The sequence below is a fragment of the Acidovorax sp. AC410 genome (genome assembly GCF_979253235.1).
Map to the genome: position 1 here is coordinate 965,416 of NZ_CEEDCG010000001.1, position 13,623 is coordinate 979,038.

At 67.9% G+C, this 13,623-nt stretch carries 14 protein-coding genes; 9 read left to right on the top strand and 5 right to left on the bottom strand.

Features of this window, described 5'->3' with window-relative positions:
• The first annotated feature begins 7 nt into the window (after positions 1–7).
• Positions 8–799 (top strand): fumarylacetoacetate hydrolase family protein, encoded by a 792-nt coding sequence (locus tag AC0IZS_RS04395; RefSeq protein ID WP_471634528.1) that lies wholly within the window; start codon positions 8–10, stop codon positions 797–799.
• A gap of 19 nt (positions 800–818) precedes the next feature.
• On the opposite strand, the gene AC0IZS_RS04400 is transcribed toward AC0IZS_RS04395, so the two are convergent.
• Together AC0IZS_RS04400 and AC0IZS_RS04405 are read right to left on the bottom strand one after the other, a co-directional pair.
• Positions 819–1,502, bottom strand: a complete 684-nt coding sequence (locus tag AC0IZS_RS04400; RefSeq protein ID WP_471634529.1) for a hypothetical protein — start codon at positions 1,500–1,502, stop codon at positions 819–821.
• A 9-nt stretch (positions 1,503–1,511) separates the two neighbouring features.
• Complete coding sequence (locus AC0IZS_RS04405) at positions 1,512–2,543, bottom strand: TRAP transporter substrate-binding protein (RefSeq protein ID WP_471634530.1); 1,032 nt, start codon at positions 2,541–2,543, stop codon at positions 1,512–1,514.
• A 178-nt stretch (positions 2,544–2,721) separates the two neighbouring features.
• Between AC0IZS_RS04405 and AC0IZS_RS04410 the strand changes: the two genes are divergently transcribed.
• Positions 2,722–3,546, top strand: a complete 825-nt coding sequence (locus AC0IZS_RS04410) for an IclR family transcriptional regulator (protein WP_471634531.1) — start codon at positions 2,722–2,724, stop codon at positions 3,544–3,546.
• Here the strand turns inward: AC0IZS_RS04410 and AC0IZS_RS04415 are convergent.
• Positions 3,540–4,478 carry a LysR family transcriptional regulator gene (locus tag AC0IZS_RS04415; RefSeq protein WP_471634532.1) on the bottom strand — a complete coding sequence of 313 codons (939 nt, stop codon included), beginning with the start codon at positions 4,476–4,478 and terminating at the stop codon, positions 3,540–3,542. The genes AC0IZS_RS04410 and AC0IZS_RS04415 overlap by 7 nt on opposite strands.
• Before the next feature lie 145 nt (positions 4,479–4,623).
• Here AC0IZS_RS04415 and AC0IZS_RS04420 point away from each other — a divergent pair, with 145 nt between their 5' ends.
• Genes AC0IZS_RS04420 through maiA form a run of 6 tightly spaced genes read left to right on the top strand, consistent with a single transcriptional unit; the run spans position 4,624 to position 9,495 of the window.
• Positions 4,624–5,619: a 2Fe-2S iron-sulfur cluster-binding protein gene (locus AC0IZS_RS04420; RefSeq protein ID WP_471634533.1), complete on the top strand. Its 996-nt coding sequence runs from the start codon at positions 4,624–4,626 to the stop codon at positions 5,617–5,619.
• A gap of 17 nt (positions 5,620–5,636) precedes the next feature.
• Entirely contained in the window at positions 5,637–6,686 is a 1,050-nt protein-coding gene (gtdA, locus tag AC0IZS_RS04425) for a gentisate 1,2-dioxygenase (protein WP_471634534.1), read from the top strand.
• A 40-nt stretch (positions 6,687–6,726) separates the two neighbouring features.
• The gene (locus AC0IZS_RS04430; RefSeq protein WP_471634535.1) at positions 6,727–8,019 is read left to right on the top strand and encodes an aromatic ring-hydroxylating dioxygenase subunit alpha; all 1,293 of its coding nucleotides are present in this window, start codon (positions 6,727–6,729) and stop codon (positions 8,017–8,019) included.
• A 1-nt stretch (position 8,020) separates the two neighbouring features.
• A complete protein-coding gene (locus AC0IZS_RS04435; protein ID WP_322596312.1) occupies positions 8,021–8,491 on the top strand; it encodes an aromatic-ring-hydroxylating dioxygenase subunit beta in 471 nt (156 codons plus the stop codon).
• A gap of 10 nt (positions 8,492–8,501) precedes the next feature.
• Positions 8,502–8,828, top strand: a complete 327-nt coding sequence (locus AC0IZS_RS04440) for a non-heme iron oxygenase ferredoxin subunit (RefSeq protein ID WP_471634536.1) — start codon at positions 8,502–8,504, stop codon at positions 8,826–8,828.
• A gap of 16 nt (positions 8,829–8,844) precedes the next feature.
• Positions 8,845–9,495: a maleylacetoacetate isomerase gene (gene maiA, locus AC0IZS_RS04445; RefSeq protein WP_471634537.1), complete on the top strand. Its 651-nt coding sequence runs from the start codon at positions 8,845–8,847 to the stop codon at positions 9,493–9,495.
• A gap of 5 nt (positions 9,496–9,500) precedes the next feature.
• On the opposite strand, the gene AC0IZS_RS04450 is transcribed toward maiA, so the two are convergent.
• Both AC0IZS_RS04450 and AC0IZS_RS04455 read right to left on the bottom strand, forming a co-directional pair.
• Positions 9,501–10,667, bottom strand: a complete 1,167-nt coding sequence (locus AC0IZS_RS04450; protein WP_471634538.1) for a pyridoxal phosphate-dependent aminotransferase — start codon at positions 10,665–10,667, stop codon at positions 9,501–9,503.
• A 72-nt stretch (positions 10,668–10,739) separates the two neighbouring features.
• Positions 10,740–11,663, bottom strand: a complete 924-nt coding sequence (locus tag AC0IZS_RS04455) for a LysR family transcriptional regulator (RefSeq protein ID WP_471634539.1) — start codon at positions 11,661–11,663, stop codon at positions 10,740–10,742.
• A 143-nt stretch (positions 11,664–11,806) separates the two neighbouring features.
• Here AC0IZS_RS04455 and gcl point away from each other — a divergent pair, with 143 nt between their 5' ends.
• Positions 11,807–13,603: a glyoxylate carboligase gene (gcl, locus tag AC0IZS_RS04460; RefSeq protein WP_471634540.1), complete on the top strand. Its 1,797-nt coding sequence runs from the start codon at positions 11,807–11,809 to the stop codon at positions 13,601–13,603.
• The last annotated feature ends 20 nt before the right edge of the window (positions 13,604–13,623 follow it).

Here is a 13,623-nt window from a genome sequence, read left to right on the forward strand (position 1 = left end):
AAGCACCATGGACCAACCCCGACGCAATATCTTGACCCACTCCGCCCTCATCGCCACCGGCGCCGTTGCCGGCTGCGCCCTGCCCGCAGGCGCCAGCAAGGCGGCGCCCACGCCCTTCGACCTGCCGCAGACCACCATCCCCATCGTGGGCAGCGAACAGGTGTTCCCGGTGCGCCGCGTCTACTGCATCGGCCGCAACTACGCCGCCCATGCGCGCGAGATGGGCTCGGACCCCACGCGCGAACCGCCCTTCTTCTTCCAGAAGCCGGCCGACGCGATCCAGTTCGTGAAGCCCGGCGTGGTGGCCGACCATGCCTACCCCACGCTGACCAAGAACTACCACTACGAAGTGGAACTGGTGGTGGCCCTGGCCAAGGGCGGCAAGGACATTCCGGTGGAAAGCGCGCTCGACCACGTGTTCGGCTACTCGCTGGGCCTGGACATGACGCGCCGCGACCTGCAGCGCGAAATGGGCGACCAGAAGAAGCCCTGGGAGATCGGCAAGGCCTTCGACCAATCCGCGCCCGTGGGGCCGCTGTACCCGGTGAGCCAGGTGGGCCACATCAAGGATGGCGACATCTGGCTCAAGGTCAACGGCACCACCAAGCAGAGCGCCACGCTGCAGCACATGATCTGGTCGGTGGCCGAGCAGATCAGCCGCCTGTCGCGCGCCTTCGAGCTCAGGCCCGGCGACATCATCTACTCGGGCACGCCCGAGAACGTGGGCCCGGTGGTCAAGGGCGACGAGATCGAGATCCACATCGACCGCTTTCCCAACCTGAAGCTGCGCATCGTTTGACAGGCGCGCTGCGGGGCCGCTAACCCAGGTCCTGCGCCGTGTTGGAGTGTGCCAGCGCGTAGAGGCCGCGCAGCGCGCCGGCCTGCGCGCCGGCGGCCACCAGCGCAGCCTCCGACAGTTCAGCACCTGCCAACGCGTCCAGCGCCGCCCGGTCGTAGCCGCAGGCGATGAAGACCCAGTCGGCCGCCGGGTCGGGGCCGCCGCGGATCTGCTGCTCGGTGGTGACAGCGATCTGCGGGGTCTGGTTCTGCAGCAGATGTCCCGCGGTGGTGCCGGGGCGCAACGACAGTGACCCCGCCAGCGCAGCCAGATGGGCGCGCAGGCGATCCGATGCGCCTTCGGCCGGCGACAGCCGCAGCGTGAGCGCATGCCGTGACAGCGCGCCACCACGGCTCTCCAGCACGCGGCATTGGCTGCGCACCATGTGGCGGTGGTGCGGCATCATCTCTGTGGACCAGGGCGAGGGCGCGTTCAGGCGCGCCAGGTAGGCATCGGAAACCAGGGTTTCGTACGCCGCCAGCTCGTACAGCACGAAAAAGCCTTCGCCGCCATCCGCCGCAGACCAGCGCGAGCCCCGGTGGAAGCCGGGGATGCCCATGCGCTCAGGGAAGTGTTCGTGCGTGTGCCAGTCCTCGAACTCGGTACGCCGCTCGGGCGCGATGTCCCACCACATGGCCAGAGCGGCCTGCCCCAACAGTGCCATGGCCGGCCCTCACTTGTTGCCGGCGCCGCGCAGGCGCGCGAGCTCGGCGTTGACCTGGGTCATCAGCGGCTCGCCGACTTCCTTGGCGAACTTGTCGACCACGGGCTGCACCTTCTGGCGCAGGCGCGCAAGCTCTGCCGGGGCCACGTCGTTGACCTGCATGGTCTTGCGCAGGTTGGTGATGGACTCGGCCTCCTTGGCCTGCGCGATGCGGCGCTCCTCCTGCTTCGCCTCGTTGGCGGCGTCGGTGATGAGCTTGCGCTCGGCCTCGGACATGCCGTCCCAGGTCTTCTTGCTCATGAGCACGGGCATGCCGGTGTAGACGTGGCGCGTGAGCGAGAGGAATTTTTGCACCTCGGCGAACTTGGCCGACTCGATCACGCCCACCGGGTTGTCCTGGCCGTCGATGGCCTTGGACTCCAGCGCGCCGTAGACCTCGCCGAAGGTCATGGGCACGGGGTTGGCACCCAGGGTGTTGAACATGTCCAGGTAGATCGGCGAGGCGATCACCCGCAGCTTGAGGCCCTGCAGGTCCTCATGCCGCGCGATGGGGCGCTTGCTGTTGGTCATGTTGCGAAAGCCCAGGTCCCAAATGCCCAGGCCGACGATGCCGTGCGCCGCCAGGCCCGCCTGCAGCCGGGTGCCCACCGGGCCGTCGGCCAGGCCATAGGCCTCCTGCGGGCTGTCGAACAGGAAGGGGAAGTCGAACACCATGAACTGCTTGTCGATGCCGGCGAGCAGACCCGTGGCCATGGACGCGAAATCGAGCGTGCCGCCGCGCACAGCCGACAGGTTCTGCGTGTCGCTGCCCAGAACGGCATTGGCGAACAGCGTGACCTTGATCTTGCCGCCGCTCTTTTGCCCGACCAGGTCGGCGAACTTCTGTGCGCCCTGCCCGAGGGGATGGTCCTTGGCCAGGCTGAAAGCGAACTTGAGGTTGCGCTCCTTGATGTCCTGGGCCAGCGCCGAGGGCGCGGTACAGGCGAGTGCCAGGGCGCCGATGGTGGCCATTGCCGCGCGGCGCAATGTGAATGTGGTCATGCTTGTCTCTTCCTTTCTTTCTTGGGAGGTGATCGCTGCGGCACGCCTTCAGCGGTGCGTGCTTCGCGGTACGACGGCGCATGGTATTCGCATTTTCTGAACACCATTCAACATTTACAACTCATTCAAATTCTGAAAGTCTGCGTATGATCACGGCCATCCACCCGAAGGAGTCCCCATGAGCGGAGCGCTCGAAAAATCCCTGGCCATCCTGGAGTACCTGGTCGCGCACCCCGATGGCGTGGCGCTGGCGCGCATCTCCACCGACCTCAACATGCTGCGCAGCGGCTGCCACCGCACGCTGCACGAGCTGATCGGCTATGGCTACGTGCGCCAGATGCCGCACAAGGGCGACTACGCGCTCACCACCAAAATGGCGTCGATGGGGCTGAGCTTCCTGAGCCGCTCGGGCGTGGTCGACATCGCCCAGCCCGTGATCGACCGGCTCGCGCGCACCACGGAAGAACTCGTGCGCCTGGCCATCGTCGACGGCGAGCGGCTGACCCTGGTGGCCAAGGCCCAGGGCGCCAAGTCCGGCCTGCTGTACGACCCGGACATGGGCATCGACCTGCGCCTGTCGTGCAGCGCCGCGGGCCACGCCTGGCTCATGACCTTGCCCGAAGACGAGGCCGCTGCACGCGTGTCCAGGCAGGGCCTGGGCAGCCCGCGCCAGTTCGGGCCCAACGCGCCCACCACGCTCAAGGCGCTGCAGACGGCCCTGCGCGCGCACGCCAAACGCGGCTACAGCCTGATCCAGGACGGCTATGCGCCCGGCATGAGTTCCATGGCGGCCCCGGTGCGCCGCAAGGGCGAGCCCACCACGGGCGTGCTGGTGATCGCCGGCCCCTCGGCCCGGCTCACGGCCAAGAGCATGGCCCGCTTCGGCCCCGAGCTCATGGCCGCGGCGGACGAGCTGGCCATGGCGGGCCAGGCCTCACCGCTGCTCAAGTCGGCCAATGTCGGCACCTGGGGCAATGGCAGCGACGAGGACGACCGCTACTGAAGCGCCGCCCCCTGCGCCCGACCCGCATAGTCCGAGTGCAGGTCAAAGACCAGCGTACGCAGCCACTGGCTGGCCGGATCCTTGTGGTACTTGGCGTGCCAGAAGAGGTTGATGGCGATGCGCGGCAGCTTGACCGGGTGCGGACGCGCCACCAGCCCGAAGGGCTCCACCATGCGCCCGGCCAGCCGTTCGGGCACGGTGGCGATCAGGTCGGTGGACTGCAGGATATGGCCGATGGCCACGAAGTGCGGCACCTTGAGCTTCACGCGCCGCTCAGGTGAGTGCCTGTCCAGGATTTCGTCGACCTGGCCGTGGCCGGTGCCGGCCGAGACCACGGCCACATGCTCGGCAGCGAAGAAGTCCGCTGCGCGCAACTGCCTGCGCTGCGCGAGCCGGTGGCCCTGGCGCAGCAGCACCACGTAGTCCTGTTCGAACAGCCGGCGCTGGAAGAAGCCCGCCTTGAGCTGCGGCAGCAGGCCGATGGCCAGGTCCACCTGGCCGGCCTCCATCGCGTCCTTGAGGTTGACCGCGGTGTTGCGCACCGTGCTGATCGCCACGCCCGGCGCCACCTCGCCAATGCGCTGCATGAGCTGCGGCAGGAAATAGATCTCCCCGATGTCGGTCATGCCCACGGTGAAGCTGCGCTGGCTGCTGGCGGGATCGAAGGCGTTGCGCGCATTCACCGCGCCATGGATCATGCCCAGCGCATAGCCCACCGATTCGGCCAGTTGCTCGGCAAACGGCGTGGGCTGCATGCCACTGGCCGTGCGCAGGAACAAGGGGTCGTCGAACTGCCGGCGCAGGCGCGCCAGGGCATTGCTCACGGCCGGCTGGCCCAGGCCCAGGTTCTCGGCCACCTTGGAGACCTTGCGCTCGGTGAGCAACTGGTTGAAGACCACCAGCAGGTTGAGGTCGATGTCCTTGAGTTCCATGGCCTGCCCCGATAAATATTGATTTCAATGATATTGAACATTGACCCCATCGCGTTGACTGATTTTCAGGTGGACCGGATCATCGCTGCCATGACTCCCCCAGGGAGCGCTGCGAGCCCGAAGAAAGACAAAGAGACAACGCACGATGGAAATCCATGTCCGCCCACTGCGGCGCACCCTGCACGTCGCTGCCGGTGTGAACCTGCTCGACGCCCTGCGCGCCAACGACGTGCCCGTGTCGTACAGCTGCATGGCCGGGCGCTGCGGCACCTGCCGCTGCAGGGTGGTGCAGGGCGAGGTGCTGGAATCGGGCCGCGAGGCCCAACGCCCCCTGGGCGCTGCCACCGATGGCGATGCCGGCTACGTGCTGGCCTGCCAGACCTTCGTGACCGAGCCCTGCACGGTGGAGATCGCCGAGCCCGACGAGGTGGTGGTGCATACCGCGCGCACCCTCAAGGCCATGGTGGTCGCCATCGAGGATGCGACCCATGACATCAGGCGCCTGCGCCTGCAGCCGGCCAAGCCGCTCGACTTCTCGCCGGGGCAGTATGCGCAGTTGCAGTTCACGCCCGCGCACGCACGTCCCTATTCCATGGCGGGCCTGGCCGGTGGTGGCGAGCTGGAGTTCCATGTGCGGCTTGTGCCCGAGGGGCGCGTGACGGGATACATCGCCCAGGAGCTGAAGGTGGGCGATGCGGTGCGCGTGAGCGGACCGCTGGGCTCGGCCTACCTGCGGCGCCAGCACGACGGCCCGATGCTCTGCGTGGCCGGTGGCACGGGCCTCGCGCCCATCCTGTCCATCGTGCGCGGCGCGCTCGCGGCCGGCATGCGCAACCCGATGCATCTGTACTTTGGCGTGCGCTCCGAGCGCGACGTCTATGGTCTGGAATGGTTGGCCGCGCTGCAGCACGAGCACCCAGCCCTCAGCGTGCACACGGTGCTGGCCTCGGGCCGGGCGGCGGGCTGCCGCACGGGCCTGGTCACCGATGCCATCGCGCAGGACTGGCAGAGCCTGGCCGGGTTTCGCGCCTACCTCTGCGGCGCACCACCGATGGTGGAGGCCACCGCACTGCTGGTGCGCCGCATGGGCGTGCTGCCCAGCCAGATCCATGCGGACGCCTTCTACGCCAGTGGCACTTGACCTCACAAGGAAGCCCCATGGAACAGCCCCGCCCCCATTCCACAGAGACCCTGGCCGCGCGCAAGGCCTACTACGAGCGCATCGGCGGCAACAGCATGACGCCGCTGTGGGAAGTGCTGGGCGCACTGGTGCCCCCAGAGCCGCGCTCGCCGGCCGTGCCACACCACTGGTCGTACGCGGCAGTGCGTGCGCAGGTGATGGAGGCGGGCCGGCTGATCAGCGCCGAGAAAGCCGAGCGCCGCGTGCTCATCCTCGAGAACCCGGGTCTGCGCGGCCAGTCGTGCATCACGCAGTCGCTGTACGCCGGCCTGCAGCTCATCCTGCCCGGCGAGGTGGCACCGGCACACCGCCACACGCAGTCCGCCCTGCGCCTGGTGCTCGATGGCGAGGGGGCCTACACGTCGGTGAACGGCGAGCGCGTGACCATGCACCGCGGCGACTTCATCATCACCCCGGCATGGACCTGGCACGACCACGGCAACCTGGGCAGCGAGCCCGTGGTCTGGCTCGACGGCCTCGATATTCCGCTGGTGCGCTTTCTGGACGCGGGCTTTGCCGAAAAGTCTGCCGCGCCTTCGCAGGGCGTGGCGCGGCCCGAGGGCGACGCCCTGGCGCGCTACGGCGCCAACATGCTGCCCGTCGATGAAGAGCAGCGCACGGGCGAGCCGACGCGCCTGTTCATCTACCCCTACGCGCAGACGCGTGCGGCGCTGCTCGCCATTGCCCAGGGCGCACCCGATGCGCACCTGGGCTTCAAGCAGCGCTTCGTGAACCCGGCCACCGGGGCATCGCCCATGCCCACCATGGGCACCTTTGCACAGCGCCTGCCGGCCGGCTTCACCACCCGCCCCTACCGCTGCACCGATGGCACGGTGTACGTGTGCCTCGAAGGCAGCGGCGAGGCCGAGATCAACGGACGGGGTTTTGGCTTTGCGGAGCGCGACGTGTTCGTAGTGCCCTCCTGGCAAACGCTCACGCTGCGCGCGCGCACCGACAGCATCCTCTTTTCCTACTCCGACCGCCCCGTGCAGAAAGCCTTGGGCCTGTGGCGCGAAGAGCGGCTGTGACACCGCGGTACCGCCCCCCACAAGAAACAAGGAGACTTACATGAGCAGCGAACCCCACACCATCTTCCCGGCGCAGGCCCGGTGGGAGGGTCCCGGCACGAGCCGCGTGCCCTTCAAGGTCTACACCGACGAGGAGTTGCACCGCAAGGAGCTCGAACGCTTCTTCTACCGCCAGCACTGGTGCTATGTGGGCCTGGAGGCCGAGATCCCGAACGCGGGCGACTTCAAGCGCACGGCGATCGGCGAGCGCTCGGTGGTCATGGTGCGTGATGCCGAGGGCGGCATCAACGTGATCGAGAACGTCTGTGCGCACCGGGGCATGCAGTTCTGCCGCGAGCGCTCGGGCAACCGCAAGGAACTGGTCTGCCCCTACCACCAGTGGAACTACAGCTTGAAGGGCGAGCTGCAGGGCGTGCCGTTCCGCCGTGGCGTGAAACAGGACGGCAAGGTCCACGGCGGCATGCCGGCCGACTTCAACCCGGCAGACCATGGGCTCAACAAACTGAAGGTTGCCACGCGCGGCGGCGTGGTGTTCGCCTCGTTCGACCATGGCGTGGAATCGTTCGAGGACTTTCTCGGCCCCGAGATCCTGGCCTACTTCGACCGGCTGTTCGATGGCCGCAAGCTCACCATCCTGGGCTACAACCGCCAGCGCATTCCGGGCAACTGGAAGCTGATGCAGGAGAACATCAAGGACCCCTACCACCCCGGCCTGCTGCACACCTGGTTCGTGACCTTCGGGCTCTGGCGCGCGGACAACAAGAGCGAGCTCACCATGGACGCCCGCCACCGCCACGCGGCCATGGTCTCTACGCGCGGCCAGGCCGGCAAGGCGGGGCAGGTCACGCAGGTGTCGAGCTTCAAGGAAAGCATGCAGCTCGAAGACCCGCGCTTTCTGGACATCGTGCCCGAGCCCTGGTGGGGCGGTCCCACCGCGGTGATGATGACCTTGTTCCCGAGCGTGATCCTGCAGCAGCAGGTCAACAGCGTCTCCACACGCCACATCCAGCCCGCGGGCCATGGCGCCTTCGACTTCGTGTGGACGCACTTCGGTTTCGCGGACGACACCGAGGAGATGACGCAGCGCCGCCTGCGCCAGGCCAACCTGTTCGGGCCGGCGGGTTTCGTCTCGGCCGACGATGGCGAGGTGATCGAGTTTTCGCAGCAAGGCTTCGAGCAAAAGCCTTTTCACCGCGCGCTGGCCGAACTGGGCGGGCGCGAGGTGGGCGACACCGACCACATGGTGACCGAGACTTTGATCCGCGGCATGTACCAATACTGGCGTGAGGTCATGGAGGACGGCGACGCACCCCAGGACAAGGCAGGGGGCTGAGATGGACTTCGCCACCTACTACGCCCTCACCCAGCTCTATGCCGACTACGCCAGCGCCGTCGATTCGGGCGACTGGGACCTGTGGCCCGGCTTCTTCACCGACGACTGCAGCTACCGCCTGCAGCCGCGCGAAAACCACGAGCGCGGGTTTCCGCTGGCCACGCTGTCGTTCGAGAGCAAGGGCATGCTGCGCGACCGGGTCTACGGCATCAAGGAGACCCTGTTCCACGACCCCTACTACCAGCGCCACATCATCGGCGCGCCGGTGGTGCGCCAGCTCGACGGCGAGCGCATCCACTGCGAGGCCAACTACGCCGTGCTGCGCACCAAGCTGTCGCAGATGTCCACGGTGTTCAACGCGGGCCGCTACATCGACGAGGTGGTGCGCACGCCAGATGGCCTCAAGTTCGCGAAGAAGCTCGTCGTCTACGACAGCGAAATGATCCCCAACTCGATCATCTACCCCATCTAGGAACCATGCCATGAGCGAAACCACCACCCTGCAATGGACCGATGCGGCCGCGTTTGACGACGTGCCGCAGGACGACGTGATCGGCCTGGCCGTGAACGGGCGCGACATCGCGCTCTATGGCGTGGAGGGTGCGGTCTACGCCACCGACAACCTGTGTACCCACGGCCACGCGCGCCTTTGCGACGGCTTTCTGGAAGGCCACGAGATCGAGTGCCCGCTGCACCAGGGCCGGTTCGACGTGCGCAGCGGCGCGCCCACCTGCCAGCCCGTGACCGATGCCGTGCGCAGCTACCCCGTGCGCATCGATGGCGGGCGGGTCTATATCGCACTGGGCTAGCACCTATCATTGCGCCATGGACCGCATTCTCTACACCTACTTTCGCAGCTCGGCCGCCTACCGGGTGCGCATCGCGCTCAACCTCAAGGGCCTCGAAGCCACCCAGATCCCCATACACCTGGTGCGCGATGGCGGCGAGCACCTCAACCCCGAGTACAAGGCCATCAACCCCCAGGGCCTGGTCCCCGTGTTCGGCGAAGACGGCATGCGCGTGAGCCAGTCACTGGCCATCCTCGAATACCTGGAAGAAAAATACCCCACCACGCCGCTGCTGCCCACTGCCCTGGCCGACCGCGCCTACGTGCGGCAACTGGCGCTGGTGATCGCCTGCGAGATCCACCCGATCAACAACCTGCGCGTACTCAAGTACCTGACCGGCACGCTGGGCGTGGCCGATGCGGCCAAGAGCGACTGGATCAAGCACTGGATCGCCCAGGGCTTCGAGGCGCTGGAGGCCGAGATCACCGCCGCAGGCAAAGCGGGCGGCTTCTGCTTTGGCGACACGCCCACCCTGGCCGACTGCTGCCTGGTGCCGCAGGTCTTCAACGCGCGGCGCTTCGACGTGGACCTGTCGCCCTACCCCACGCTGGTGGCCATCGACGAGCGCTGCGCTGCGCTGCCGGCCTTCCAGCAGGCGCACCCCTCCGTGCAGCCAGACGCTCAATAGCGGGTTCAGCGCACCGGGTTGGCCTCCAGCCAGGTGCGCAAGCGCCGCACGCCTTCGACCAGGCGCGCCGGGTCCTTGGAGGCAAAGCACCAGCGCAACCAGCCCTGGGCTTCGGCGCCAAAGGCATTGCCCGGTGCCAGGCCCAGGCCGGCCTCGGTCACCAGGCGCTTGGCCAGGGTGAGCGAATCGTTGAAGCCTTCGATCTGGAAGAAGGCGTACATGCCGCCACGCGCCGCCGTCACCTTGACACCCGGCACCTGGGCGAGCAAGGGCACCAGCGTGTCGCGGCAGGCCTTCAAGTGCGCCACCACGCGCGGCGTGATCTCCTCGCTGTGCTCCAGCGCCGCCAGGGCCGCGCGCTGGGTGAACACGCTGGCGCACGAGGTGTTGAACTCGATGACCTTGGCGATGCCGTCCACCAGCGCGGGCGGCAGCACCAGCCAGCCCAGGCGCCAGCCGGTCATGAGAAAGCTCTTGGAAAAGCTGTGCGCCACCACCAGGCGGTCGTCGGCGCTGGCAATGTCCAGAAAGCTCGGCGCGCAGCGGTTCTCGGTGGGTTCGTAGTACAGGCGCTCGTAGACCTCGTCGGCCAGGATCCAGGTGCCCGTGCTGCGGCAGTGGTCCAGGATGCGCTGCTGCTCGGCGCGCGTGAGCGTCCAGCCCGTGGGGTTGTTGGGGGCGTTGACGATGAGCAGACGGGTTTCCGCGGTCACGGCGCGGCACAGGGCCTCGATGTCGAGCGTCCACTGCCCGTCCGCCGCCGTGAGCGGCAGGGTGCGCACGCGCGCGCCCAGGATCACCGGCTGCGCCACCAGGTTGGGCCACACGGGCGTGACCACCACCACCTCGTCGCCCGCATCCACCAGGGTCTGCACGGCCAGCATCAGCGCACTGACGCCGCCCGACGTGATCGCGATGCGGCCCGCGTCCACCGCCGGGTGCAGGCTGCTGGTGTAGCGCGCCACGGCCTCGCGCAACGCGGGCAGGCCCAGGTTGTGGCTGTAGAAGGTCTCGCCGCGCTGCAGCGACTCGATGGCGGCGTTGCGCACCACCTCGGGGGTCACCTCATCGCTCTCGCCGAACCAGAAGGCCAGCACGTCGTCGCGCCCCAGGCCGGCGTTGGCGACCTCGCGGATCATGGAGGGTTCGAGGGTCTGGATGGTCTCGCGCATGGTCGGAAAACGGCGGTGGCCCGCAGCAAATCGGTGAAGGGACTGCAAGCGTAGCGCTTTTTCCAGGGCCCTTCAGGGCGATTGATCGCCGCCCTGCACAGCCCACCAGCGCTCGCCCATCTGCAGCTGCAGCCATTCGATGAAGCTCACCACCTTGGCCGGCACCATGCGCGGCGAAGGGTAGACGGCATGGATCTCCTGCGGCGGCAGGGTCCAGCCGGGCAGCAGCGACACGACGGCGCCGCCCTCGAGCGAGCCATGCGCCACGTAGGTCGGCAGCGCCGCAATGCCCATGCCCCCGCGCGCGGCGGCCAGCAGGGCCGAGAGGTTGTTGGAGCGCAGCGGCCCGGCCACCGGCACCGTGAGCGCCGCACCCGAGCCTTTGCCCAGGTGCCAGCGCGCATCGCCCTGTGCGGTGCTGTAGATGAGGGCATCGTGACGCGCCAGGTCGGCCGGCTCGGCAGGCGTGCCGCGCTGCGCCAGGTACCCGGGCGAGGCCACCAGCACCCAGGGGTTGAGCCCCAGGTAGCGCGCGCCCAGCGTGGAGTCTGCCAGGCGCCCCATGCGGATGGCCACGTCGATGCCCTGCTCGACCAGGTTCACGTAGCGGTCTTCGAAGACCAGTTCGATCTGCAGGCGCGGGTTCTCGCGCATGAAGCGCATCACCAGCGGCACCAGCACGCGCCGGCCGAAGGCCACCGAGGTGCTGATGCGCAGCCCGCCCTGCACCTGGGACTGCAGCAGCGCGGCCACGGTCTCGGCCTCTTCGACATGGTGGGTGATGAGCTTGCACTTGTCGTAGTACAGGCGGCCGATCTCGGTGGGCGACACGCCGCGCGTGCTGCGGTGCAGCAGGCGCGAGCCGAGCTGCTTTTCGAGCTGGGCCACGAGCTTGGTGGCAGAGGGCTGGCCCACGCCCATCTCGGCGGCGGCCTTGCTGAACGAGCCCAGGTCCACCACGCGAACGAACAGTTTGACTCCGAGAAGGCGATCCATGGAAACGATTATCGGCAGCGCCTGGCGGCCGATTGCATTCCAAAAGGGAATAACGCTAATGCCCTGGATGCGGGTTCCGGGCTTTGGCCAATGCGGGGAGCATCCAGTCCATCAGTTTTCAAACCCCTTGACAGGAGACCCCGATGGCAACAATGAAAGCCGCCATGGCCGCCGTGCTGGTGATGGAGAAAGAGGGCATCACCCAGCTGTTCGGCGTGCCCGGCGCAGCGATCAACCCGTTCTATGCGGCGGTGCGCGAGCGCCAGTCGCTGACCCACATCCTGGCCCGCCACGTGGAGGCCGCCTCGCACATGGCGGAGGGCTATACCCGCGCCCGGGCAGGCAACATCGGCGTGTGCGTGGGCACCAGCGGGCCGGCGGGCACCGACATGATCACCGGCCTGTACTCGGCCATCGCCGACAGCATTCCCATCCTGTGCATCACCGGCCAGGCGCCGCGTGCCCGGCTGTACAAGGAGGACTTCCAGGCGGTGGACATCGAGTCCATCTCCAAGCCGGTGACCAAGTGGAGCGTGACGGTGCGCGAGCCGGCCCTGGTGCCGCGCGCCTTCCAGCAGGCCTTCCACCTGATGCGCTCGGGCCGGCCCGGGCCGGTGCTGATCGACCTGCCCTTCGACGTGCAGATGGCCGAGATCGAGTTCGACATCGACACCTACGAGCCTTTGCCGGTCTACAAGCCCGCGGCCACCCGCCGGCAGGTGGAGAAGGCGCTGGACATGCTCGAAGCCGCCGAGCGCCCGCTGATCGTGGCCGGCGGCGGCATCATCAACGCCGATGCCTCGGACCTGCTGGTGGAGTTTGCCGAGCTGACCGGCGTGCCCGTGATCCCCACGCTGATGGGCTGGGGCACCCTGCCCGACGACCACCCGCTGATGGCCGGCATGTGCGGCCTGCAGACCAGCCACCGCTACGGCAACGCCACCTTGCTGGCCAGCGACTTCGTGATGGGCATCGGCAACCGCTGGGCCAACCGGCACACCGGCTCGCCCGAGGTGTACTGCAAGGGCCGCACGTTCGTGCACATCGATATCGAGCCCACACAGATCGGCCGCGTGTTCAACCCCGACTTCGGCATCGTCAGCGATGCGCGCGCCGCGCTGCAGCTGCTGGTGCAGGTGGCGCGCGAGCGCAAGGACACCCGGGGCCTGCCCGACCGCAGCGACTGGGCCGGGCGCTGCGCCGAACGCAAGGCGCTGATGCACCGCAAGTCGCACTTCACCGAGACGCCCATCAAGCCCATGCGCGTGTACGAGGAGATGAACGCCGTGCTGCCGCGCAACACCATCTACGTGAGCACCATCGGCCTGAGCCAGATCGCGGGCGCGCAGTTCCTGCACGTCTACGGTCCGCGCCAGTGGATCAACTGCGGCCAGGCCGGCCCGCTGGGCTGGACCATTCCCGCTGCGCTGGGCGTGGTGGCGGCCGATCCGACGCGCACGGTGGTGGGCCTGTCCGGCGACTACGACTTCCAGTTCTTGATGGAAGAGCTGGCCGTGGGGGCGCAGTTCAACCTGCCTTACGTGCAAGTGCTGGTCAACAACAGCTACCTGGGCTTGATCCGCCAGGCGCAGCGCGGCTTCGACATGGACTACTGCGTGCAGCTGGCCTTCGAGAACCAGAACGTGGCGCCGGGCGAGGGCGACCTGCGCAGCTACGGCGTGGACCACCAGGCCGTGGTGCAGGGCCTGGGCTGCCGCTCGCTGCGCGTGACCGACCCCGAGAAGATCGCCAGTGCCCTCACCCAGGCCCTGGCCCTGGCGCGCGAGCACCGGGTGCCGGTGGTCGTGGAGGTGATCCTGGAGAAGGTCACCAACATCGCGATGGGCACCGAGATCGACAGGGTCAACGAGTTCGAGGCCATCGACTGCCGCCACCCCGGCGGCCACGCTGGCCTGGAACTCGCCGGATTGCTCGACTGATCAACATTCAAGGAGACACC